Genomic DNA, 26,405 nt, shown 5'->3' with positions numbered 1-26,405 from the left:
ACATCGATAACTTGACTAAATCCGCCCTTCTAGGAAAGTAATTAAGACAGGAGAAAACGATTATGACTCCCCATGATTCAGATACCTTAAAATTAGAAAAGGCGACGTATGAAGTAGACCCGAAAGACGTTACCAAAGAGATGGTATCGCCCTACCCAGCCAAAGTTGCCAGAAAACGGGCAAAGCATATCGTGATGCGGGACCCGTCCATCGAAGGACAGGAAATTCAGGCGAATGTGCGAACCGTTCCTGGCATTCTCAACACCAGACACTGTGCCTTTGCCGGATGTAAAGGGGTGGTTGTTGGTCCCTTTGGTGATGTGCTGCACATTGTTCACGGACCAGTGGGCTGTTCTTACTACACCTGGATGACGCGACGCAATCAGTATCGTAGCCGTGAAGATGGCAAGAATTACATGAGCTACTGTGTCACCACCGACATGCAGGACTCTGATATTGTCTTCGGCGGTGTGAAAAAGCTGCGTCAAGCCGTTCAGGAAGGCTATGACATCTTCAAGCCCAATGCGATTACCATCACAGCTACCTGTCCAGTAGGGTTAATTGGTGACGATATCCAAACCGTTGCCAAAGAAATGACTGAAGAACTCGGCATTTCAGTGGTCGCATTTAACTGCGAAGGATACAAAGGCGTTTCCCAGTCTGCGGGTCACCACATCGCCAACAATGGCTTCTTTAAAAATTGGGTGGGTGAAGGCGAAGCAACAGACGAAGAAATTGAAGGCTTCACCGTCAACCTTTTGGGTGAGTACAACATTGGCGGCGATTCCTATGAAATTGAGCGGGTGCTTGAGAAGTGTGGGATTAATGTGATTGCTACATTCAGTGGTGATGGCACTTACGATGCAGCGACGAAAGCCCATTTAGCTAAGTTGAACTTGGTCATGTGTCACCGCTCAATTAACTACATGGCGGAGATGATGGAGACCAAGTTTGGGGTTCCTTGGACAAAGGTCAGCTTCATCGGCGTTCAAGCGTTTGCCAAGTCCTTGCGTAAGGTTGCTCGATTCTTTAATGATGAGGCACTTACCCAGCGCATTGAAGAGGTGATTGCTGAAGAAGTGGCTGCCGCAGAAGCGGAAATTGCCCCGATTCGGGAACGGTTGCAAGGCAAGAGTGCGATTCTGTTTGTGGGCGGTTCTCGCGCTCACCACTACCAAGACTTGTTTGCAGACTTAGGCATCAAAACCATTGCTGCTGGCTATGAGTTCGCTCACCGGGATGACTACGAAGGTCGTCAAGTTCTACCGTTGAAAGTAGACGCCGACTCCCGTAACGTCGAAGAGTTGCGTGTCGAAAAAGACCCAGAGCGCTACAAACTAACGGCTGACCCAGCATGGGTGGAGCAGCTTAAAGAAGAAGGGTTCCTGAATCGGTACGAGGGGATGATTTCGGAGATGGGTGAAGATACATTGATGATTGATGACATCTCCCATCATGAGCTAGAAACTCTGATTAAGCGCCTCAAGCCCGATATCGTCGGTTCCGGGATTAAGGACAAGTATGTGATTGAGAAGTTTGGCGTTCCTTGTAAGCAACTTCACAACTACGACTACGGCGGTCCGTTTGCCGGATTCCAAGGTGCGGTTAATTTCGCCAAAGATATCGATATGCGGATTAACAACCCCACTTGGAAGTTAGTTAAAGCTCCCTGGCAGAACTAGCCAATGTAGAGACGCGCCATGGCGCGTCTGAGAGCAAAAAAGTTATCCGTTAATTCTTGCGAGCAGGGCGGGTTTAGTCACATCTAGGTTGAACAAGCAACGTTAATAGTGAAACCCGCCCCTACAGACTTAAACCCACAAAGGAGAACCAGAATCATGTTAGAAGCAACCCCTAAAGAAATCGTTGAACGCAAGGCGCTACGAATCAATCCGGCTAAGACTTGTCAGCCTATTGGTGCAATGTACGCCGCATTAGGAATTCACGGCTGCTTGCCCAACTCCCACGGTTCCCAAGGCTGCTGTTCATTCCACAAGTCTCACCTGACCCGCCATTACAGAGAACCCATCATGGCTGCAACCAGCGCCTTTACCGAGGGTTCCTCTGTGTTCGGCGGTGGCGGAAACCTGAAGCAAGCTCTGACCACTATTTTTACCGTGTACAACCCGGATATGGTGGCAGTTAGCACCACTTGCTTATCGGAAACCATTGGCGATGATTTACCCACATTTATCCGCCAAGCCCGTGAATCTGGGGCAGTTCCCGAAGGCAAATACGTCATTCATGCCAATACTCCCAGCTACGTCGGTTCTCATGTCACCGGCTGGTCGAATATGACCAAGGCGATGGTGACCTATTTATCGGCAAAAACCGAGACGCCGAATAACAAGCTCAACATTATTCCGGGCTACGTCGAACCCTCCGATGTACGGGCGGTTAAGCAGTTAGTGACCCAAATGGGGATTGACGCGATTGTCTTCCCGGATACCTCGGATGTGGTGGATACACCGAAAACGGGTGATTTTCAGATGTACCCGAAAGGCGGGACACCGATTCCCGATTTAATCGACACCGGGAATAGCACTGCCACCTTAGCCTTGGGTAATTTTACCTCAGAAGCCGCCGCGACAGCCCTGCAAAACAAGTGCCAAGTTCCGTCTCGTGTTCTGGACTTACCCATTGGTCTTCGCGCCACTGACCGCTTTGTCCAAGCCTTGATTGAATTCAGTGATGTCACGCCACCTGAGTCGCTCAATGATGACCGGGGACGGTTGGTTGATGTGATGACGGATATGCAGCAGTACCTGTATCGCAAGCGGGTTGCGGTATATGGTGACCCTGACCAGGTGATCTCTGCGACTGAGTTCCTCGTAGACTGCGGTATGTTACCGGTTTACGTGATTACGGGTAGCCCGGTTGGGAAACGTTTTGAAGAACGAGTCAAAGATATCCTCAAGGATACCGTTCCTGATGCTGTGGTTGCGGCTAATGCAGACTTGTTCTACTTGCATCAACTGATTAAGAATGAGCCAGTCGATTTGCTGTTAGGCAATGAATACGGCAAGTATATCGGTCGTGATGAAGATATTCCGATCGTGCGCTTCGGTTTCCCCATTTTAGATCGCGTTGGTCACAGCTATTTTCCCACAGCTTGCTACTGGGGCGGTATCTACCTGCTCTCTAATATTTGCAACACCTTACTCGAACGCCTCGACCGGGATGCTCCCGATGAGCTGTTTGAATTGGTTCGCTAGAACGCTTTAGGGGCGGGTTAATTCGGATAATTGGTGTCACCTGATGTGACTAAATCCGCCCCACTCCAAGGTTTGAGTTAGTCCTGAAAAACTCAAAAATCATCCTTAATTTTTCATCCTTTTTAAGGGGGTTTATCATGCAGAAACCTGAACACCATATCTTCGTTTGTTCCAGCTTCCGAGTCAATGGCAACGCGAAAGGAGTTTGTCAGAAAAAGGATTCTACTAATTTAATTCAGTATCTCGAATCAGAAATAACCGATCGCGGTTTAGACGCTCTGGTTTCCTCAACGGGATGCATGAATCTGTGCAACAACGGACCTGTGATGATGGTTTACCCAGATAATTACTGGTACGGCAATGTTGATGAAGAAGCCATTGACGAAATCCTCGACGCCTTAGAAGACGGCAAACTTGCTGAGGATTATCTGTTTGTTAGTTAAATCTCAGATAGTAAAGGGCGACCTGAGTCAATTGAATGGATATAGTTGTTGATTTGTACAAGCGGGTCGCCCCTACACGAAAGAATTCCAGTCGTCTAAAGACGACTTGAGCTATAAGCCAAGAACTTGAGTTCTTGGCGGGTGTCGGGGCTTACTTATTCCCCGCCTTTTCCGCTTCTTCTAAAAGCATTTTTGTACAACGTTTGTGAGCCTGACGATATGGAACCTGTTATTTTCCAAGAACGTGAAAAGCAAATTCACCGCAAGGGAAACCAACCATTTGACCTGGAATGTAACAAAGACAGCCTTGCTGGTGCAGTTAGCCAACGGGCTTGCGTATTTTGTGGTTCTCGCGTTGTTTTATACCCCATCGCTGACGCGGTTCATTTAGTCCATGGACCAATCGGGTGTGCGGCGTATACCTGGGATATTCGCGGGGCGCTTTCATCGGGTCCAGAATTGCATCGGTTGAGTTTTTCCACGGATTTACAAGAACGCGATGTCATCTTTGGGGGTGAGAAGAAACTCTATCAGGCGTTAACGGAACTGATTGACCGCCATCACCCGAATGCGGCATTTGTTTATTCCACCTGTATTGTGGGTATTATTGGTGATGATTTAGAAGCGATTTGTAGACGAGTTAGTCAAGAAAAAAATATCCCCGTAATTCCGGTTAAATCAGAAGGATTTAAGGGCAACAAACGGGCGGGCTATAATGCCGCTTGTACTGCCATGTTCCGCTTAGTGGGGACAGGGGATACTACCGGAATTTCTCCCCGCAGTATTAATATTCTGGGTGATTTTAATTTAGCTGGAGAAATTTGGATTATCCGTGAATATTTTGAACGCATGGGTGTCCAGGTTGTTGCCAATATCACAGGCGATGGTAGAGTTGGAGATATCGCGCGATCGCACGGCGCTGCATTGAACGTGGTTCAGTGTTCTGGGGCGACGATGGACTTAGCCAAGATGATGAAAGAAAAGTATGGAACTCCGTTTCTACGAGTGTCCTACTTTGGTGTCGAAGACATGGCGGAAGCCTTGTATAAAGTCGCCCGATTCTTCGAGGATGACCCCGAAATTCTCAAACGCGCTCAAGACTTAGTGCGGGAAGAATTAACCCTGTTATATACTAAACTGCAAGAGTACCGCAAAGACTTGCAAGGTAAAAAAGCGGCGATTTATGTAGGCGGTGCGTTCAAGGCTTTTTCCTTAGTTAAAGCCTTCCGACTTATCGGCATGGATGTGGTGATGGTGGGTTCGCAAACGGGAACCAGTGAAGACTACCGAGAACTCCACGAAGTTACTGACGAAGGCACAATTATTGTGGATGATTCTAACCCATTAGAACTCTCAGCATTTTTAAAAGAAAAAGATGTTGATATCTTTGTCGGCGGCGTGAAAGAACGACCGATTGCCTATAAGTTAGGACTAGGATTTTGCGACCACAATCATGAACGCAAGGAAGCGTTAGAAGGGTTTCTGGGAATGGTGAATTTTGCTAAGGAAGTACATAGTACCGTTATGTCTCCCGTCTGGAGATTTGTGCCGCGTAAAAATCAAGCCTTGAACTCAAGTTCCGGCTAAAAGCTTAAACCCGTTAAAACGGGTTGTTCGTAGTAGGCACTTTAGTGCCTCAAGTTGTAGGGTGTGTTAGCGAAGCGTAACGCACCATTATTCCTCAAACTTAAGTTGTAGGGTTAGCGTTCACGCCGCGTTTCCAAAGGGTAGTGTAACGCACCATTATTCCAGGATTGAAATGATAAACCATTACCGAATTCGCTGCCACCGATAAAACCATGTCTAAGAAACTCAAAATTAAGCAAAAAACCGAAGCTTACGTTTCCACAACTAACGCCTGTAAACTGTGTAAACCCCTGGGCGCTTGTATTGCCTTTCGGGGAATAGAAGGAACCGTTCCCTTTCTCCATGGATCACAAGGCTGCGCCACTTACATGAGGCGTTATATCATTAGTCACTTTCGCGAACCCATTGACATTGCCTCATCTTCCTTGAGTGAAAAACACGCCGTTTATGGCGGAGGACCTAACCTGAAAAAAGGTATCCTCAATGTCATGGATAAATATGGCGCAAAAGTTGTAGGAATTGCCACCACTTGCTTAACTGAAACCATTGGCGATAATGTCAGTGGGTTGTTGAAAGAGTTTAAGGAAGAATTTGGCGACAAGGAATTACCAACCTTGTTAAATGTCTCCACCCCCAGTTATAGTGGCACCCATATCGAAGGCTTTCATGCCACAGTGCGGGCAGTTATTGATCAGTTAGTTGAATCGGAAACAGTCGAACCCAAAACGTCTTCCCAATCCCCAGGAGTCGGGGCGGGTTTATTCACATCTGAGCAAACAGAAAAGGATAGTAGTGAAACCCGCCCCTACATACTCAACACGTCCAAAGTCAATCTTTTACCGGGATTAGTTTCTCCAGCCGATATCCGTTATCTAAAAGAAGTTCTCGATGATTTTAATTGTCCAGGAACTATCCTACCGGATATCTCAGAAACCTTAGACGCCCCCGCACAAATGGACTATGAAAAGATTCCAGAAGGGGGAACGCCAATTGCGGCGATTCAACTTATGGGACATTCTGACGCCACGATTGAGTTCGGTCAAGTGTTGCAACGGACTGGGAATTCTGGGGGTCAACTTCTGGCTGAACGCTGCGGTGTTCCCCTGTACGCCTTGGGGATGCCGATTGGGTTGCGAGAGTGCGATCGCTTCTTTGAAGCCCTAGAAGAGGTTTCTGGGTGTGCGACACCGAGAAAACATCAACTGGAACGGGGACGGTTAGTGGATGCCTATGTTGATTCCCATAAATATCTGTTTGGTAAGCGGGTAGTTGTTTATGGAGAAGAAGATTTATGTGTCGGATTAACGGCATTTTTAGCCGAAATTGGCATGAAGATAGTATTATGTGCATCAGGAGGAAATAGTGGACAGTTTCAGGACGCAATTAACGCGGTTACGTCTGATATTGTCAGCGAACCACCAATCGTTAAAGAAGGATTTGATTTCTACGAAATTTCTGAAGAAATCGAAAGTCTAGACCCCGATATGTTGATTGGAACCAGCAAAGGATATTCCTTGACTAAAAAACAGCAAATTCCCCTAATCCGCGTAGGCTTCCCCATTCACGATCGCTTTGGCGGACAGCGGATGCTACATCTGGGGTATCGCGGGACTCAGAACCTGTTAGATCGGATTGTGAATGCCATTATCGAGAAGAAGCAAGCTGATTCACCCGTGGGGTATGGCTATCTTTGATTTTGCATTTGTCATTCGTCATTCGTCATTCGTTCACAAGTAATCATTCGTCACTAACTTAGTCTTGATAAGTTTCCGCAAATTAAACTCATCACTTCAGGAGAGAAAACCATGACAGCTACAATTAACTTAGAAAATCACCCTTGTTTTAATGTCAAGGTAAAAGGACAGTTCGGACGAGTCCATTTACCTGTAGCACCCAAATGCAATATCCAATGTAATTATTGCAATCGCAAATATGATTGTGTTAACGAAAGTAGACCCGGTGTCACCAGCACTATTCTTTCTCCCGCCCAAGCCGCTGTTTACATGGAAAAGGTATTAGAAAAAGAACCGAGAATCAGTGTTGCTGGAATTGCCGGTCCTGGTGATCCCTTTGCCAATCCAGAGGAAACCTTAGGTACAATGCGGCTGCTGCGGGAAAAGTTTCCCGACTTAATCCTCTGCTTGGCGACCAATGGGTTAAATCTCAAACCCGAATATATCGACGAAATTGCCGAAATTGGCGTCAGTCACGTTACCGTTACCATCAACGCGATCGACCCAGAAATTACCCGCAAAGTTTACCGATGGGTACGCCATGAAAAGTCCGTTTATCAGGGATTAAAAGGCGCAAAACTACTCTTAGAACGGCAATTAGAAGCCGTCAAAGGATTGAAAGCTGCCGGGATTACGGTTAAAATTAACTGCATCGTTATGCCCGGAATTAATGACCATCATGTGGTGGAAGTCGCCAAAGCCATGGCAGAATTGGGGGCAGATTTATTTAATGCCATGGCGATGTATCCCACCGCCGAAACGCCATTTGAGGGATTAACTGAACCCGATGCAATTATGATGGCGAAAATCCGCAAAGAATGCGAGGAATATTTACCGCAAATGCGCCATTGCACGCGCTGTCGGGCGGATGCTGTGGGACTTTTAGGGGCAGATCAGTCCGAAGAATTCCACGGGTGTTTGATTGCTTGTTCCAAGAAAGTGATTCCCATTGAAGAAAAAGAACGCCCTTATGTCGCTGTAGCAACCGTTGAAGGAATTCTGGTGAATCAGCATTTAGGTCAAGTGGATCAGTTTCAGATTTGGCAGAAAACGGATCAAGGCTTTACCTTAGTAGAAGAACGCCTCGCCCCTGACCGTGGAAGTGGTTTTGAACGGTGGCAAAAAGTCGCGAATATGCTAAAAGATTGTCGGGCAATTTTAGCCAGTAGTATTGGCGATAACCCGAAAGAAATTTTGACCAAGTGTGGTGTGCTTCCGGTAGAAATGAGCGGTTTTATTGAGACGGGATTACAAGCCGTTTATGAAGGAAGTGATTTGTCAAAGCTGAAAGGCAAACGGCAAGTTGCAGCGGGTAAAGTTGGCGAATGTACCGGGAGTGGCTTAGGTTGTGGTTAAACCGTTTGTAGTTGCGCTGTTTTCGCCATAAACGCTGCCATTTATCACCGCAAATTGTAGGGTGCGTTAGCAAAGCGTAACGCACCGTTATTCTATGTCCTTTTTACCCTTATTATTGGTGGGTTACGGCGGATATCTGATTAAATAGTTATTCCGCTTCATGGAGTTATCGCCTAACCCACCCTACAGTTAATTATAATTTTTTTAATCTTAAATAAAAATAACAAAGAGCGATTAAGCAATTATTTGTAGCTTGGAATACTAGATGCCTATTTTTAATGATAAACAATAACAATAATCACCTTAATCTGATCATTAAATGCCATAAATGATGCATCTCCGCAATAGTTTTTCTAAGCACATTAAAGGGATAAAATTATGCTGTATTTAGCTGAAGTCAAAAAAAATCATTCCTGGATTGGCAGTCGGGCAACGGTACTTAAACTGCAAGCCTATTGCCAAGAAAGAAGCCGACAAATTTGGCGCACGGTTCAAGATGAAGTAATTATCGCCACCCAAGTCAAGCATATTAATAAAGGTATGCTGGTCTTAATTGAGGTCACTTCAGATAGACAAGTTTGTCAAGTTTATTCGACGACAGCCGGACCAATTGTTAACATTCTCCAAGCCTTTACATATCTGGAAAAGCAATGGACAACGTATACCCAACGCTGGGAAGATTTGAAACTTTCTCTGCTGCTGCAACAGCAAGAACTCAATCGTCATGAAACTAGAATTCAGGAACTGGAAGAAAAATTGCAGCAAGCCTTGGCAAGGCGAGCAAGACGGCGGTATCAGTAGTTGTAGAGACGTTGCATGCAACGTCTCTACAATGTTGTTCTGGATCTCTTCCCCGTCTGAATAGTTAGCCAACTAACCTAACCTATTGTAAAGTCAGCCGCAGTAATTAAATTAGCTGATACACCAAACACTGTGGCTAACAACTCTCCACTGGATTGAATCTGAATTAAGGTACTAAAACTGCTAGCTGTAATGGTTAGCTGGGCAAACGTTAAACCATCAGAAAGCAGGAAGGAATCTTCCCCATCGCTAAAGTCAAAGACCATATCCATTCCTGCACCCATTCGCAATAGGAACTGGTCAGCACCACTCCCCCCAAATAAGCCGTCATTTCCGACACCACCGTCAAGTAAATCATCCCCGGTATCGCCTCGAATTAGGTCATCACCTGCACCGCCTGTGAGGGTATCATTGTCAGCATCACCAAACAGAATATCATTGCCTTCTCCTGCTTCTAGAAGGTCATTCCCTGCGCCACCTCGGAGAAAATCAGCACCTAGGTTACCCAAGAGCATATCATTGCCATTGCCGCCAAAAACTTGGTCGTTTCCCTTACCACTATCGAGGTAATCATTGCCATCACCACCGTCGAGGAAATCGTTACCCAGTTGACCCAATAGCAAATCATTCTCTTGACCGCCAAATAGCATATCATCCCCATCACCACCATCGAGGACATCTTCACCTTCACCCCCATCGATGAGGTCATTTCCCAGGTTGCCAAACAGGTTATCTTGACCCGCGTCTCCGGAAAGAACATCATCTCCATCGCCACCATCTGTAAAGTCATTACCTGCTTTGGCTTGCAGAACATCATTACCACTTAAGCCAAACAAGAAGTCATCGCCACTGTCAGCAGTTAAGGTGTCATCTTGGGGAGTCCCGATTAACGTCAAACTATTAGCAGGATTGATGGTGACATTCACAGTTGCTGTTGCTGTGCCACCATTGCTATCAGAAAGACTGTAACTAAAGCTATCAGCACCAATGTAACCAGTAGCAGGGGTATACAGTAGTTTGTCGTCAGTTAAATCATTGGGAGTGCTATTGTCATCGAGGATAATTGTACCGCCAGAGGCTGAAGTTGAATCAAACGTATCAATGTGCAACGAGTCAGCTTCTACAGGGTCACTATCATTCGCCAAAACATTAATGGTAATCGCTGTATCTTGAGTCGTTGTGGCACTATCGTCTGTGGCAACTGGGTTGTCATTAACCGCGTTAACAGTCATCGTTAAAGTTGTCCCAGCAGCAAAGTTTGTACCATCTGAAGCATTCCAAACAAAACTGGTATTGCCGTTGAAATCAGCATCTGGGGTAAAGGTAAGATTATCTAGGTCAGCCACTGTAATTTCATCACCCGCTTGTACTGTATTCCCATTGAGATTTAAGACGCCTTGATTGGGTAGGGAAATTACGCTAATTTGACTGAGACTTGTACCTTCCGGGTCATTAAAAGCGGTGGTAAAGTCATTGGCGCTGAATGAGATAATGGTATCTTCGTCACCTGTTTTGTTGATAGGGGTGAGAGTCGGTGTGTCGTTAATCCCTGTAACTGTTACTGTAACCGTAGCTGTCGCTGTACCACCGTTGCCATCGCTGAGGGTATAGGTTAAGTTATCCGTCGTGGTTTCACCTTGTCCAAGAGACTGGAATGCTGTATCTGGATTGTAGGTGAGGGTATTGTCGGGATTGAGGGTTACGATTCCTAGCGTGTTGGTGGTATCAATACTGCTGAGGTTCAGGGTATTATTGTCTGGGTCGCTATCATTATCGAGAACAGCAATAGTGACAGCAGTATCCTCATCAGTCGTCACTGTATCATCATTCGCGATCGGAGCGCTGTTAAATGAGACTGTGGTGGTTGCCAGGGGGCTAAGATTACTGTGAGTCGCCCCATCATTAACCACAAATTCAATCGTGCGATCGCTCATGTCAGGCGTTGTGGCAGTATTGGTATAAGTAACCGTTCCCAGAACCTGCTGATAATTGGCTACGGTATCCACACCAGCCAGACTCAACATCCCGGTGTTGGCATTATATTGTGCCGTAATATTTGTACCAGTAGTATTAGCGGTAAGAACTTCATTGGCACCATCCAAAAGATTGGTAATTTGTACCGTCGTATTAGCAACAGTCGTACTGTTAAAGTCAGTAAGTGTGAATCCACTCTCCACAATGGGGATAGGTGTTGCTGTAAACGTAGCCGTATGATTAATTCCAGCAGCGCTACCATTGAGATCAAGTAGAGGTAAAGCATTGCCAAAGATGACATAGCTTTCTGCGGCAAATTCGTTAACGTAGAGTTCATCAAACCTAGCTCCAACAATTAAGTCATCAATACCATCATGGTTGATGTCCCCTGCATTGCTAACTGAGATGCCAGAGTTGTCACTCGCATCAATACCGTTGATGACAAAGCCATTAGCGCCGTTAAGAGACGATAACTCTAGGATGCCACTAGCTCCTACATTTGTGCCACCAAATACCACATAGCTAGCTCCGGCATCATAGCTTTCTCCAACGTCAGCCAAAGGAACTCCGATAATCACATCATCGATACCATCGTAGTTAATATCTCCCGCATCGCTGACTGACCAGCCTGAATGGTCATAAGTATCACCGTTAATTACAAAGCCATTAGTCCCAGTAAGAGCTGATAGCTCTAGGATGTCAGTAGCTCCTACATTTGTACCACCGAATACCACATAGCTTTCTCCTCCACTATTGCCATTGGGATCAGCGTTAGGAGCCCCGATAATTAAGTCATTGATACCATCATTGTTGATATCTCCCGCATCGCTGACTGAGCAACCTGAACCGTCATACGTATTAATGCCATTGATAACAAACCCGCTAGTACCATTGAGGGAGGATAACTCGAAAATGCCACTGGCTCCTACATTTGTGCCACCAAATACCACATAACTTTTTCCAGCTCCACTATTGCCATTCGGGTCAGCGCCAGGAGCCCCGATAATTAAGTCATTGATACCATCATTGTTGATATCTCCCGCATCGCTGACTGAGCAACCTGAACCGTCATACGTATTAATGCCATTGATAACAAACCCGCTAGTACCATTGAGGGAGGATAACTCGAAAATGCCACTGGCTCCTACATTTGTGCCACCAAATACCACATAACTTTTTCCAGCTCCACTATTGCCATTCGGGTCAGCTTCAGGAGCCCCGATAATCAAGTCATCGATACCATCATCGTTGATATCTCCCGCATCGCTGACTGAAAAAGATGAATCGATACCATTAATGACAAAGCCATTAGTACCATTTAGAGTTGATAGCTCTAGTATGCCAGTAGCTCCTACATTTGTGCCGCCAAACATTACATAGCTGGCTCCTAAACTTCCAATAATCAGATCATCAATACCATCATTGTTGATATCTCCCGCATGGCTAACAGAGTGACCTGAATTGTCACCAATATCAATACCATTGATGACAAAGCCGTTAGAGCCATTTAGAGTTGATAGCTCCAATGTGCCACTGGTTCCTACATTTGTACCACCGAACACTACATAGCTTTCTCCAGCTCCGCTATTACCATTGGGGTTAGCAAAGGAAGATCCGATAATTAAGTCATCGATACCATCATCGTTGATGTCCCCAGCATGACTAACCGAGTAGCCTTCCCAGAGATAAAAACCGATACCATTGATCACAAAGCCATTATTGCCATTAAGGTTGGCTAGATTAAAGAAAGAGTGCAGCCCATTGCCGACTGTGACATCAAATATGTCGCTAACACTGCCGCCATTGCCATCGGATGCTGTAACCGTAATGCTGTGAGTTGCGATCGCACTATCTGCCACCGTACCGCTAATTATCCCCGTACCCGTATCCAGACTCAACCCCGTAGGTAAATTAGTCGCCGTGTAAGTCAGAGTATCCCCGACATCAATATCAGTGAAATTGCCACTAATATCCCAATTTACTGAACTACCCGTCGTCGTATTTTGGTCAGGAATTGCTGTGGTGAGTGTTGGTGCATCATTAGTATTGGCAACCGTAATATCAAAGATTTGATTATCTGTCGCCCCAGCGCTATCGGTGACCACTAATTCCACATTATGATCACCCACTTGATCATTGGTAGGAGTTCCAGTTAGCGTCGCTGTACCATCACCATTGTCTATAAAACTTAGCCATCCCGGTAACGTCGTCGCGTTAATCGTCAACGTATCTCCACTATCAGCATCACTGGTGATGATGTTATAGACATAGGAATTATCTTCATCAACTCCAGTAATTTCTGTACTGGTAAAATTGGGAGTACTGTTAAATGAGACAGTAGTTGTAGCGAGGGAACTAAGATTGCTGTGAGTTCCTCCATCATTGACCACAAATTCAATCGTGCGATTAGTGGTGTCAGGTGTCGTAGCCGTATTGGAATAAGTAACCGTTCCCAGAACTTGCTGATAATTGGCAACTGTGTCCACACCAGTCAGACTCAACATCCCCGTGTTGGTATTATAGTGAGCCGTGATATTCGTACCACTGGTATTAGCGGTGAGAACTTCATCGACACCATCCAAAAGATTGGTAATTTGTACCGTCGTATTAGCAACAGTGGTGCTGTTAAGGTCAGTAAGCGTGAACTCACTCTCCGCGATCGGGATAGGCGTTGCCGTAAACGTAGCCGTATAATTAATCCCAGAATCGCTACCATTGAGGTCAAGTTCAGGTGGAGCATTTCCGAAAACAAGATACAGGTAGTCATCCTGATCTCGAAACTTGTCCAGAGAATCACCCCGCTCATCTGCGATCATTAGATCATCAACTCCATCACCGTTGATGTCCCCAGCATGACTTACCGCAAAACCCAATTCATCATCTGTATGAATGCCGTTAATGGCAAAACCATTACTACCATTGAGTTCAGATAACTCCAGCGTTCCCGTTGATCCGATTTGGGAACTGCCAAACACCACATAACTAACTCCGGCATCAATATTACCGTTGGCATCAGCATCGGGCGCTCCTATCAGGAGGTCATTAATGCCATCATGATTAATATCTGCGATACCACTGACCGAGAAACCCGATTGATCCTCGACATCAACACCGTTAATCACAAAACCATTACTGCCATTTAGGTCAGATAGTTCCCGCGTACCCGTTGCTCCGACTTGGGAACCTCCAAACAGAACATAGCTTTCGCCAGCATCGCCAGTTCCAATCAGCAAATCACCAACGTTATCGTTATTGATATCCCCTAGATAACTCACAGAGAAGCCGGATTGGTCTCCTGCATTAATGCCATTAATCACAAAGCCATTGCTGCCATTGAGAAAAGAGCGTTCCAATGTGACATTGGCGGAGACAGGGGAAGTCCCAAAGCCAAAGATGACATAGGTTTCACCCGCTTCATTCTTGCCGTTGGGGTCAGCCATAGATGCCCCAATAATCAGGTCATCAATCCCATCCCCGTTGAGGTCTCCACTACTGAAAGCATTTTCTGAAGGACTAAGCCTCAGGCTATTACTCTCCAGAATAAAGCCATTACTACCATCAAGTGCCAATGGGTCTACTGTGCCTGTTGCGCCAACTTGGGAATCCCCAAACACGACAACGGCTGAATTTGCACCGCCATCAGACCCCTCAAGGATAATCAGGTCATTAATCCCATCATTATTGATATCTCCCACATCGCCAAAGATAGCCCCTGTTCCTAGGTCGGTAACACCGTAAATTCTGAAACCATTGCTGCCGTCTAAGTCAGATGGATTCAGCGCCCCCGTTGCGCCGACTTGGGAACTGCCAAATACGACAGAAATGGCTCCAAGTCCGCTAGGACCTGCCCAAGCGTCCCCAATCATCAGGTCATCAATCCCATCACCATTAACGTCCCCAGCATCACGAACGAAATCATTTCCGCCGTAAATTCTGAAGCCATTGCTGCCATTGATGTCAGATAATTCCACGATTCCAGTGGCACCCACCTGAGAATCACCAAACACGACATAGCTACCCCTAGGATTCTCAGGGACACTAATAATCAGATCATCAATCCCATCATTATTGATATCCCCAGCAGGGCTGAAACGGCGATCCCATCCGGGAATGTCTTCGATAACAAAGCCATTGCTGCCATTCAGGTCTGCTAAGTTTAAAAATGACTGCAAACTATTACTTTGTGCGGCAATAATGGCTTCCGGTCGGGTAACTAAATTGACCGTCTGTTCTAAGTCGTCATCCAGATTAATGCTGCTACTTGCCAAAACCGCATCATAGGTCGCCATTACATCTGCCGGAAATGCCAGCGATGCCTTAATCTCACCTGTGGTAACTTGTAAATCCCAGTCACCCCCTAAAGCCGCACTGCCTGTGAGATTGACAGAAGCCGCTATCTTCGCACCCGTTAACCGACTCAACCAATCGATAAAAGAGATGCCTTGAGGTAACAATGTGGGTAACTCTGCTGCCACATTACAACCATAAATTAGGATATCTGCATCAGCCGTTAGTGCCTCTGACCAGTGTTGTAAATCCCTAGCGTAATCTTGAAGCGTCGAGATGTTGAGCTGACTATTGCCCAGATATAAACATCCTGGTGAGCCGTGAGAAACAATATGAATCGCTTGAATGTTTCGGCATCCAGCTAAAACTTGGGTAATTTGTTTGACCCCATCTACCCTTGGGTCAAGGACAATTCCCTCAGCTTCTGGGATAATGCCTTTAACTAATGTAGAATAGTTCTTAATAGCCGGGTCAATGAAAACTAGGATGCCACGATTGTGAGATAGCATCGTCTTTGTTGCACCAAATTCAATAGAAGAACACTACAGTGACACTGCTTATACTAGGTATCTTTACTGATTAATCTGAATTTTGGGGCTGCTTTGAAACAAAAAAATAATATTATTTGTTTTTCTTAAAACTAAGCAATAAATCTTTTTTTTTGCAATCTAACTTCAATATTTCTTTTTTATGAAGATTACGTTAAAAAAATATAACACTATCCCCCGATAATATGTAGTTTTGAAAACATTTTTATCAGGATTCCCGCTTGGCTGACAGTTTTTGTGAGATGAGAAAAGTCCTATCCTAATTAAGTCAGGGCGCACATCTATCTGTGCGCCCCTACGATTCCGGGCTGCTGTTGACTGGTGAAAACTGAGGATTTGGCACAACCCAATATTTAAGCACGCACTCTTTAATCTGTTGCTACCATGACATCTGTCGCTTTAACAACAGCATACGCTTCCTTACCCTCGGCGAGACCAAGTCGTTCCGCAGAAGACTTGGTGATAATTGCCGTCATTTCCACCCCAGGAGCAACTTCTAGGGTCACTTCACTGTTCACAGAGCCAGGTACAACCTTTTTTACTGTTCCTTTAAAGGTATTGCGAGCGCTAATTTCCATAGTTCAATCCCTGCTTTAGTCATTGGTTCACCAGCTAATAATACCAAAAATCACTGAATTTTCTGATTTTGCTGAATATTTTGATGAAAACAGTAAATTGTATTATTTTACTCACTTTTACCCTCGCAGAACTGATATAGCCTAGTCATACGACCGAAGGCAAAAATGCAAATGCGACATAGGTAATGGTTTTTATCTCACAGCAGTTTATCGAACAGTTAATCCAAGAAGACGTTCCCTATTTTGATTTAACCACCCAGGTGTTAGGGATTGGCGATCGCACGGGGACAATCCGCTTTACCACTCGCACCAAAACCGTTCTAGCCTGCACCGAAGAATCCGCCAGTATCTTACGCCAAGTTGGGGCAGAGGTGATAGCAATCTTGGCAACGGGTCAAATCTTAGACGCAGGTGTCCCCTTTCTCAGTGCTACCGGAAACGCCGCCGCCTTGCATCTGGCTTGGAAACCTGCCCAGAATTTACTCGAATATGCCTGTGGAGTCGCCACCAAAACCTACAATCTAGTGCAATTAGCACAAGCGGCGAATCAAGATGTGATGCTCTATACCACTCGCAAAGTCATCCCAGGAACCAAACCCATCGCCGTGAAAGCCATCTTAGCAGGTGGGGCATATCCTCATCGACTGGGAGTCTCAGAAACCGTTTTAATCTTCCAACAGCATCTTAACTTTCTGGGCGGAATTGACTCCTTCATTCAGCAACTACCCGTAATTAAGCGTCAGGTTAAGGAAAAGAAAGTCATTGTTGAAGTCAAAGATATGGCTACCGCCTTTAAGTTAGCCACTTCAGGCATAGATGGAATTCAATTTGATAAAGTAAACGCTGAGGCATTAGCCGAGGCAATTTCCCAAATTAAGTCTATCAATCCAACGCTGATTACTTTAGCGGCTGGCGGAATTAATGACGCTAATATTGCCAATTATGCGGCAACTGGCGTAGATGGATTAGTGTTAACCGCGCCCTATTATGCCCAGCCTGCTGATATCCAGGTAGAAATGGTTTGTAGGGGCGGGTTTAGGGACTTGCTTTGATTTATTGATGATAACGTTTCTACAAAACCCGCCCAGACCTGCTAAGTTGGTAAGTCATGGTTCAGATTAGTACGATGCTCCTATCAACACCTTCTGTCAGTCATTAGCTGAGGCAACAGGGAAATGAAAAAACGACGTGTTTTCTCAATGGCATGGATGGTTGCGACATTCCTAATTGTTGTGGGTTGTTCTCAAGGGACACCTCCGAACCCTTCCGCAACGTCACCCGAATCAGTAGAACTCACGGTATCAGCGGCGGCTAGCCTACAGGATGCCATGAAAGCGATCGCGCCCCTGTATACTCAAGAACAAGCTCACGTTATCATTACCTATAACTTTGGGTCTTCCGGTTCTCTGCAACAGCAAATCGAACAGGGAGCGCCTGTAGATGTTTTTCTATCCGCCGCGCCAAAACAGATGAACGCTTTGCAAGAAAAAGACTTACTGCTAACGGATACGCGCAAAGACTTATTGAAAAACTCAATTGTTCTGGTTACACCAAAGGATAAAACCGATATTTCTAATTTCAAAGGATTAACGACTGATAAAGTGAGCAAAATTGCAATTGGCAACCCGGAAAGTGTACCCGCTGGACAATATGGGAAAGAAGTCCTAACTTCCCTGAATTTATATAAACCTATCCAATCTAAATTGGTTTTCGCCAAAGATGTGCGCCAAGTCCTCTCTTATGTAGAAACCGGGAATGTTGAGGCAGGATTAGTTTATGCCACGGATGCTAACGTATCAGATAATGTCAAAATTGTCGCCACGGCATCAGAAACGTCTCACGCACCAATTATTTATCCAGTTGCGGTATTAAAAGAGAGTAAAAATCCAGATTCAGCAAAAGAATTTGTGCAGTTTCTCTCAACTGAACCCGCTCAAGCTGTGTTTGAAGAGTATGGTTTTAGCTTGGCTAGCGATTAACAATTGAAAGGATTAAAACACCTATCAAACTGAGCAATGGTGCGTTACGTTTCACTAACGCACCCTACTCTCTACTGGCGTGACGACTATTGTAAATGTCCTTCCCCAACCGCCAACTCCCTCTGCGTACCTCTGCGCTTACCTCTGCGTACCTCTGCGTTAAAAAAATAATTCTACCGTTTAATCGAGGCGAGTTTATAGGTTAGGTTTATAGGCTAAGGTTCCCTACTACGAACCTAATATATAAAAAAGATAGTTAAACTACAGAAAACCCTAGGAAAAGCTGAGATATTATCAATCGAACCATCCCCCAACCTTCTCGCCATAATTCGATTACTGGACGAATAGAATGCCCTATTCAGATTTATCTCCACTGTGGATTTCGCTAAAAACCGCATTTGTCGCTACAATCTTCGCTTTCTTAGTGGGAATTGCCGCCGCCCGATGGATGTATGGCTATCGCGGTAAAGCAAAAGGATTAATTGATGGGTTTTTTACTCTCCCCCTGGTGCTACCGCCGACAGTTATCGGTTTTCTGCTACTACTGCTTTTGGGTAGAAATAGTCCTGTGGGACAATTGTTAAAGCAACTAGGAATTACTATAATATTTTCCTGGTCAGCAACGGTAATCGCGGCTACAGTTGTGGCGTTTCCTTTAATGTATAAAACAGTACTGAGTGCCTTTAAACAAATTGACAAGGATTTGATTCATTGCGCTCGGACATTAGGGGCATCAGAATGGCGGATTTTTTGGCAGATTCTATTACCCTTGGCATTACCGGGCGTGGTTTCGGGAACAATTTTAGCCTTTGCCAGGGCTTTAGGAGAATTTGGTGCCACATTAATGTTAGCAGGTAGTATTCCCGGCAAAACTCAAACCATGCCGATCGCGATCTTCTTTGCCGCAGAAGCAGGTAAGATGGGGGAGGCGTTAAACTGGGTGCTGCTGATGGTGGCGATCGCACTCTTGGTAATCGCCACGATCAACTACTGGTCAGGAACACAGCACTCCGCCAAGTGGCACGCGATCGCGCACTGGTTCTCCTGGCTTCCCCCTTTTGAAGGGGGACGGGAGGGGGATCTAAAAAGGGGGACAAGAGGGAGATATAAAAGGACGGACTACAGAGGGATCAGATATGGCAATAAAGGACTTTTTGTTAACCTAAAAAAGCAATTACCTGGGTTTACCTTAGACGCCCAATTAGAAGCCAATGGACAACCATTAGGACTCTTAGGCACATCCGGTTCTGGCAAAAGTATGACACTGCGCTGCATTGCGGGATTAGACTCACCCAATCAGGGGCGAATTGTTCTCAATGGACGAGTTTTGTTTGATTCACAACGGGGAATTAATATTCCCAGTCGTCAACGCCGGATTGGTTTTGTGTTTCAAAATTATGCCCTATTTCCCCATTTAACCATTGTCCAAAATATTGCATTTGGTCTGCAAAATTTGCCCAAACTGGAACGCAGACAGCGCATTTCCAAATATATGGAGATGATGCAGTTACAAGGCTTAGAAAACCGCTATCCTGAGCAAATTTCCGGCGGACAGCAACAGCGAGTGGCTTTAGCGAGGGCGTTGGTGATTCATCCAGAAGCCCTACTTTTAGATGAACCCCTTTCCGCCTTGGATACCTATTTACGCAGTCGAATTGAAAGGCTATTGAGTGAAACGCTTTCCACCTATGAAGGCGTGACACTATTTGTCACTCATAAGCTAGAAGAAGCGTATCGAATTTGCCAGAATTTACTGATTCTTTCCCAGGGAAACGTGATTGCTAATGATACCAAAGAGACTATTTTTGAACGTCCTCCTAGCTTTGAAGTCGCCCAGGTTACTGAATGTAAAAACTTTTCCACCGCCCGGATGATTGAACCCCAAACAATTGAGGCGCTAGACTGGGGCTGTACGCTTCAGGTGGTTGAACCAATTCCTAACAAATTAACGTATGTGGGAATTCGCGCCCACCACTTCACCTTTCCCCAGCATCCCGATGGAGAGAATACTTTTCCCTGCTGGCTGGTGATGACCAGTGAGACGCAACACCGGACAACACTATATATCAAACTGCATCAGCCTCCAGGTCACGCCCAAGACTACCACCTACAAGTTGAGGTTTACAAGGAAAAATGGGCGAATCTCAAAGACCGCCCCTTTCCCTGGTACGTCCGTTTAGACCCGTTGCGACTGATTTTGATGGAACAATAACTGACGATTATGTCCGGAAACCTTGACAAAAACCGGGATCGACAGACTTGTCACCCAATGTATTCTTATGTATAAGAAAAGGTTAAAATTAGGTTAAAGTAACAGAACGTCCCTCATGTTTAGGGAAGGTAAAGCAGATACTATTTGGCTAATGCTCAAGGTAGGAACCTTAATTCGGGTTATTCGCCCTGAATATGCTGCGGGTATTCAGGGGATTATCCAAGGTCGTGAAGAGTCAGGACGTTGGATAGTCCGCTTAGAACAAAATTTAATGAATCCGAATGACGTTCCTCTGATGTTGTCTCTGGATGAATCTGACTTTGAAGTGATTCAGCCTGAGTAGTGGTTCGGTTATTTTTTGAGACGCTTGTTTGCATTACTCTGCCTCAATGTAATTGATTGTAAACAAGTTTAATTGTATAGCAATAAATTGCAATATTTCTCAGAAAACAATAGTCTCAAAAAGATAATTTAAATACAAAAAACTACAGGAAAGGCTGAGATACTATTCATCAGTTGAGGTATCTCATCCTATTTCTTTGGCAGAATAGTCACGCCTCCTAACCTTCCCTTAGTCAGGTGAGGTGGTGTCAATGGTGGGATAGATCAAGTGTAATGTCTGACGAATTGGTATTACCCAGGTTTCTAAGAGAGGTTAGCAACGATGTCTCAAGACAATGTGATCAATTTACTCGAAGCAGGCGGAAAAGATAAAAAATTGCGAGCTAAATACGACGCCCTCAAAACCAAGGAAGAGTTTGTGGAACTGGCGGCTACTGATGGTTACGAGTTTACCGTCGCTGACTTGGATGCTGTTTTGAAAGAAGCCGGAGACTCGTGGGAAGAGTCAGGCTTTCCACCTCGACGTTTGATTTGGTGGTAGGTTGTCATTTGTCATTTGTCATTTGTCAAAACACTGATTTCACGGATTTATTGGAGAGATAGGGGTAGGGAGGTGAGAGCTTATTGACACTGATTACACAGACAAGGAAAGTTCTCTCATTTTCCCCATCTTCCAGACGTGCCATGGCACGTCTCTACATTGTTCCCCATCTCCCCCATCTCCCTAATCTTCCTACTGTCCATTTACATTACCGCGCAAACTTTCTTCCTGTCGCTTGAGTGCGGCTAAAAGTTCGGCATTTTGCAGGATAACGCCAACTTGATTATTGAAAATTTGCATGTATTTCTGATCACTGTCATCAAAACTGGTTTGGAAATACTCCGGGACAGTTTCCGATAACATAAGAGTCTCAAATTCCCAAGACTCGCCCGGTTTCCGCTTATTCACTAATTGCGTCACCCCCAGCAAATCTCCATCGGGACTAAAGACAGGCATACAGAGTAAACTACAAGTACGATACCCTGTCTTTTGATCCGTTTTCTTTGCCGTTTCTGAGTTAAGATGATCGTACAAATCAAAGGGAATATTCAACGGTTCCCCCGTCATCGCCACTTGACCCGCATACCCTTGTCCAATTGGTATACGCAATTCTCGGAGTTCACCCTCGTCAAAGCGAATTTTTGTCCACAATTCCCCGGCTAAACGGTTAACTAACCATAAGGTACTACGATCAGCGTTTAATAATTGTTTAGCCGCCCCCATCACTCGTTGTAAAATATCGTCCATCTCTAGAGAACCTTGAACACAACGGGCTGCTGCCATCAATGCGGCGGCGACTCGTTGTCCGCGTGCTGTTTTATGATAGGAACGGAAGCTTTCTAGAATCATTTGAATTAAGGGCGCATTTTCGGCAAATCGTTCTTCATCGGTGCGGCTAAATCCCTGTTTATCGATGCGTTCCGATAACGCTGCTGTGGGATTAGCAACCCGTTTTAATTTGTTGAGTAACTGAACAACAGCGACTAACTCCCCTTGGTCATTTAAAAGAGGAATCGCTAACATGGTATACGTCCGATATCCGGTTCTTTTATCCTGTTCCTTTGCCATCTGCGATCGCGGATCATCATAGAAGTCAAAAGGAATGTTAATCGTTTGCTTGAACCGGGCGACTTCGCCGACAATTCCTTTATCCGCACTCATGCGAATTTCTAGGGAACCACTCCCCTCATCTTCAGCAACAATTGACCAAAATTCCTTCTTTTCTTCATCGAGTAGAAAAATCGTCGTGCGATCGGCAGATAAGGATTTACCCGTCTTCAACGTAATCGATCGCAACGTACCATCCAGAATATCATCAAACCCCTGATTATCCATCACCGTATTCAGCATCGCTAGGGTTTGACTGACGACATTTTGCTGGTGACTATCCGCCTTTTGCTTTATGCGCTCAAACTTCTGAGCATTTTGCAACGCTACCCCCGCCTGAGAGTTAAAAATCTGCATATATTTTTGACTATTAGCATCAAAACTTGCCTGAAAACATTCCGGCGCTTGGGGCCAATCGGCGGGGTTATAATCAGGAAATTCACCCGGTTTGCGTTTATTCACTAACTGGGTGATACCGAGGAGTTCACCATCGGGACTAAAAACAGGCATACAAAGTAAACTACAGGTGCGATAACCTGTTTTTTGATCGGTTTCTTGGGCGGTGGTTGAATCAGGATGATCGTACAAATCAAAGGGAATATTTAACGGTTCTTGCGTTTGGGCAACTTTCCCAGCAAATCCTTGCCCAACATGGACTCGCAGTTCTCGCACTGACCCATCTTCAAAGGGAATCTTTGTCCACAACTGCTGCTTATCTGCATCTAATAACCAGAGGGTACTGCGATCGGCATTCATCAGTTTCTTCGCCGCATCCATGACTCGTCCCAGGATTTCTTCGGAATTTAAACTACTGTGAGACAGAGAATGCGTGGCTTCGGTTAGGGCTTCAGCCGCTTGTAACCGTTGGGTTAATTTATAACAGTATTGGCATCGCTCTAAAATGCGTAAAATAGTTGGCGCATATTCATCTAACTGGCGTTGATCGGTGAGGGTAAACCCTTGTTGGTCAATGCGTTCCGATAGAGGCGCTTGGGGATTGTTAAACCGTTTCAGTTTATTGATTAGTTGAATCACCGCAATCAAATTCTGCTGTTGATTGGCGATGGGATAAACTAATTCATTGTAAATCGCATAGCCATTGGCTTGATTGAGTTTATCGGGAATGGTGTCTGGGTTCTCTTGGCGAAAGTTAAAGGGAATCTCACTAAATTTCTTAAAGTTGGTCAATCGGGCTTCTGTTTCTTTATTGGTAAGGATTTGAATATCGGGAAAGGTTTTCCCTTCATTCCGGGCAATAATCGACCAGATCTGATTTTGCTGATCATCAATAAAGATAATCGTCGTCCGATCCACGCTCAAGGCTTCTCCCATTTTTAGGGTAACTGAGCCTAAAATTTCATGGAGGATATCGGCAAAATCCTTGCCTTCCATAAAACTCAGCATGGACAGAAGTTTTTGTTCTTGCTGAGTAACAATTTGCTCAAAGCTAGCCTGCAAATCGGCTAAAGCTTTGTTCACCCAACTGTAATTAAAAATGGCGGCATAGATACGATTACAGACTTGCAGTTTTCCCCCCTGCTTAATCGCCACCCCAGATAAACATAATTCCCGTTGTTCAGAACTATCGCAGGCGTGAACCTCCCCCTGTTGTAAAATTTGCTGATAAAGCCCCAAAAGTCCCCGATTTCGCTGTCCAATTCGGAACAGGCGATCGCGAATGGTTTTTAGATGAGGCGGTTCATCGGTGGCTTCCCAGTTTTCCAGGATACGCTGTTGGACAATTTGCCCTACCCATTCCTCTTCGTTTCCAGGAGTCGGGGAGGAGTCGCTATTGATAATTAAATGACAGAGTTTTTGAGTGAGAAACGGTTGTCCCCCTGTCCAGTCTAAAATAGCGGCTAAAATCCTTTGGGCTTGGCTAGATTTATTAGCTAATCCAGCGGCTAAGGGTTGAGCTTCCGCTAATTTAAACCCATGCAATTCAATCGCACGACCTAAATTAAACGGCGTCCGTTTCTTATCTTGAATTAAATCCGCTGGCGTCGCCACTCCAAACAAAGCAAACGTCAGCCGATCATATTCATTACAAGCCCGCAGCACCGCAAAAAAATCATCGGTGCGAAAGTTTAAACTGAGGATACTATCAATTTCATCAATAAAAATTACTACCCTTTGGGGGATAGACTCCAGCAGCACTTGTTCGATAAACTCACTCAAGCGTTGGATAGGGGGTAGATATTCGCGATCGCGCAACCACGCCCTTAAGTTAAACCCCCGCAGCGCCGGAAAACTCGTCACCAAGCGTCTCATCATCCCCGCATACCACTGATCCGCCGTGATATCCTGGGAACCGATTTTGGTCAAATCAATCGCCGCACAAGCAAAACCCTCCCCTTGTAGCTTATGCATCACCCGCACCCGCAAACTGGTTTTACCCATCTGGCGGGAATTAAGAACATAACAAAACTCACCCGCCTTTAACCCCTGATAGAGTTCCGTATCCGCCTGTCGCACCACGTAGCTAAGGGCGTTAAGCGGGAGATGACCCCCAACTTTGTAGGGGGAGGTGATGGGTTTGGCTTTACTCATGGGGGCTGCAAGAGGTAGAAGACACCAGATTAGGGATTTGAATTAAACCGCCTTGGGTTTAAACCCAAGGCTAAAAGCTCAAGTCGTCTTTAGACGACTGGATAAGAGTTTCAATCCATTCTAATATTCGTTTAGTAACCTTGTAGGGGCGCAAGGCTTGCGCCCAGAAAACCTATACAACACATTCCACCACTTCAGCTATATCAATCTGGTGTGATCGCAATCTTGTAAACGGCTGTAAATTAGTGAAGTCGGTTTAAAATAGAACAAGTCAACGTGCCGAATTTTGCTAAAGTAGCTTCACAGTTTATTTAGCAACATTTAATGCTTTTTCTTTCAATTTGGTTAATAATAGCCGATGCTTTTTTCGTCCCCCAAAAACCTTTAATTTCAACACTATCTATAATCATAGAATTCATCTCTTATATTTATATAATGAGGGGGCTGTTGGATTGACTGGTGTTTTCAAAACCTACAGTAATTATTATTATGATTCGTTTTCTCCCTCCCATTCATTTACCAACTCACTCGGTTCACCCGGATAAAAATTATCCTCTAAAATTTCTGCTAAATTATAAGGACACGTCTGGGGAAAGGTTTGTTCTGGCAAGTCAGTTTCTCCCATTGCCAGATCTCTACCGTTCTCGTAAGCTAAAACCAGTGCATCCTCAAGGTAAGGCTTTAGGCTTGGATTGTCTTTGAGCAACTCTAGCGTATCACGGCGATGTACGCGAATCGTCGCCAGCCAACTCCGACTCCGGCGTTGTGGTTGGTACTCCCATTTCAACAAATGTCCAATCAGCACCCTCAACCGATTTCGCAATTCCTGGCGTTGCTGTTTTCCCAAGGATTCAATCTCCTCAATCAGATTGCCCAAATCAAGCTGACTCCACTGCTGTTGGCGGAGTAACGATGCTTGTTCCTGCGTCCAAGCATAAAAATCGGTTTCGTAGAGGTTGGGTGTAGGTATTGCTGTCTGTTGATTCGTTTCTGGCACTGGCATCACGATTTTCCCACCTCAACGTCTCTCTATATAATAGTAGAACTGTTCTATGGAGGCGCGATCGCAAATCCTGTAAACTTCGATTAGTGAAGTAGGTTGGGTTGAGGAACGAAACCCAACGCCCCAACGCCAGTGGATTAGTTTGTTGG

Annotated in this window: 16 protein-coding genes; 12 read left to right on the top strand and 4 right to left on the bottom strand. The window is 45.2% G+C overall.

Annotation, left to right across the window (positions count from 1 at the left end; all coding sequences use genetic code 11):
- Nucleotides 1–62: 62 nt before the first annotated feature.
- The 7 genes from nifD (at nt 63) to MC7420_RS04240 (ending at nt 9,135) form a co-directional block, all read left to right on the top strand.
- A complete protein-coding gene (gene nifD, locus MC7420_RS04270) occupies nt 63–1,682 on the top strand; it encodes a nitrogenase molybdenum-iron protein alpha chain (protein WP_006098789.1) in 1,620 nt (539 codons plus the stop codon).
- Between the two features lie 156 nt (nt 1,683–1,838).
- Nucleotides 1,839–3,215 (top strand): nitrogenase molybdenum-iron protein subunit beta, encoded by a 1,377-nt coding sequence (gene nifK / locus MC7420_RS04265; RefSeq protein WP_006098996.1) that lies wholly within the window; start codon nt 1,839–1,841, stop codon nt 3,213–3,215.
- Between the two features lie 137 nt (nt 3,216–3,352).
- On the top strand, nt 3,353–3,658 hold the full coding sequence (locus tag MC7420_RS04260; RefSeq protein WP_006098833.1) for a (2Fe-2S) ferredoxin domain-containing protein: 306 nt from the start codon (nt 3,353–3,355) through the stop codon (nt 3,656–3,658).
- A 219-nt stretch (nt 3,659–3,877) separates the two neighbouring features.
- Complete coding sequence (gene nifE / locus MC7420_RS04255; protein WP_006098778.1) at nt 3,878–5,245, top strand: nitrogenase iron-molybdenum cofactor biosynthesis protein NifE; 1,368 nt, start codon at nt 3,878–3,880, stop codon at nt 5,243–5,245.
- 212 nt (nt 5,246–5,457) lie between these two features.
- The gene (locus MC7420_RS04250) at nt 5,458–6,939 is read left to right on the top strand and encodes a nitrogenase component 1 (protein ID WP_006098919.1); all 1,482 of its coding nucleotides are present in this window, start codon (nt 5,458–5,460) and stop codon (nt 6,937–6,939) included.
- Between the two features lie 111 nt (nt 6,940–7,050).
- Nucleotides 7,051–8,334 carry a nitrogenase cofactor biosynthesis protein NifB gene (nifB, locus tag MC7420_RS04245; RefSeq protein ID WP_006098909.1) on the top strand — a complete coding sequence of 428 codons (1,284 nt, stop codon included), beginning with the start codon at nt 7,051–7,053 and terminating at the stop codon, nt 8,332–8,334.
- Nucleotides 8,335–8,712: 378 nt separating this feature from the next.
- Nucleotides 8,713–9,135 (top strand): hypothetical protein, encoded by a 423-nt coding sequence (locus tag MC7420_RS04240; RefSeq protein WP_006099040.1) that lies wholly within the window; start codon nt 8,713–8,715, stop codon nt 9,133–9,135.
- 77 nt (nt 9,136–9,212) lie between these two features.
- Here MC7420_RS04240 and MC7420_RS34830 read toward each other — a convergent pair whose 3' ends face one another.
- Nucleotides 9,213–15,905 (bottom strand): DUF4347 domain-containing protein, encoded by a 6,693-nt coding sequence (locus MC7420_RS34830; protein WP_006098963.1) that lies wholly within the window; start codon nt 15,903–15,905, stop codon nt 9,213–9,215.
- Nucleotides 15,906–16,312: 407 nt separating this feature from the next.
- On the bottom strand, nt 16,313–16,522 hold the full coding sequence (locus tag MC7420_RS04230; RefSeq protein ID WP_006099086.1) for a TOBE domain-containing protein: 210 nt from the start codon (nt 16,520–16,522) through the stop codon (nt 16,313–16,315).
- 185 nt (nt 16,523–16,707) lie between these two features.
- Here MC7420_RS04230 and modD point away from each other — a divergent pair, with 185 nt between their 5' ends.
- The 5 genes from modD (at nt 16,708) to MC7420_RS04205 (ending at nt 21,596) form a co-directional block, all read left to right on the top strand.
- Entirely contained in the window at nt 16,708–17,574 is an 867-nt protein-coding gene (modD, locus tag MC7420_RS04225) for a ModD protein (RefSeq protein ID WP_006098811.1), read from the top strand.
- A gap of 123 nt (nt 17,575–17,697) precedes the next feature.
- A complete protein-coding gene (modA, locus tag MC7420_RS04220) occupies nt 17,698–18,501 on the top strand; it encodes a molybdate ABC transporter substrate-binding protein (protein ID WP_044205056.1) in 804 nt (267 codons plus the stop codon).
- Between the two features lie 349 nt (nt 18,502–18,850).
- Nucleotides 18,851–20,713 carry a molybdate ABC transporter permease subunit gene (gene modB, locus MC7420_RS04215; protein WP_006098838.1) on the top strand — a complete coding sequence of 621 codons (1,863 nt, stop codon included), beginning with the start codon at nt 18,851–18,853 and terminating at the stop codon, nt 20,711–20,713.
- Between the two features lie 115 nt (nt 20,714–20,828).
- Complete coding sequence (locus tag MC7420_RS04210) at nt 20,829–21,056, top strand: hypothetical protein (RefSeq protein ID WP_232231633.1); 228 nt, start codon at nt 20,829–20,831, stop codon at nt 21,054–21,056.
- A 321-nt stretch (nt 21,057–21,377) separates the two neighbouring features.
- Nucleotides 21,378–21,596 (top strand): Nif11-like leader peptide family natural product precursor, encoded by a 219-nt coding sequence (locus MC7420_RS04205; protein WP_006098795.1) that lies wholly within the window; start codon nt 21,378–21,380, stop codon nt 21,594–21,596.
- A 192-nt stretch (nt 21,597–21,788) separates the two neighbouring features.
- Here the strand turns inward: MC7420_RS04205 and MC7420_RS04200 are convergent, their stop codons facing one another.
- Both MC7420_RS04200 and MC7420_RS04195 read right to left on the bottom strand, forming a co-directional pair.
- The gene (locus MC7420_RS04200) at nt 21,789–25,253 is read right to left on the bottom strand and encodes a GAF domain-containing protein (RefSeq protein ID WP_006098783.1); all 3,465 of its coding nucleotides are present in this window, start codon (nt 25,251–25,253) and stop codon (nt 21,789–21,791) included.
- 487 nt (nt 25,254–25,740) lie between these two features.
- The gene (locus MC7420_RS04195; protein ID WP_006098947.1) at nt 25,741–26,256 is read right to left on the bottom strand and encodes a DUF29 domain-containing protein; all 516 of its coding nucleotides are present in this window, start codon (nt 26,254–26,256) and stop codon (nt 25,741–25,743) included.
- Between the last annotated feature and the right edge of the window lie 149 nt (nt 26,257–26,405).

The organism is Coleofasciculus chthonoplastes PCC 7420 (genome assembly GCF_000155555.1).
GTDB lineage: Bacteria > Cyanobacteriota > Cyanobacteriia > Cyanobacteriales > Coleofasciculaceae > Coleofasciculus > Coleofasciculus chthonoplastes_A.
Note: the sequence above shows the minus strand (reverse complement) of the source record. Positions and strands in the feature narration are given on the sequence as shown.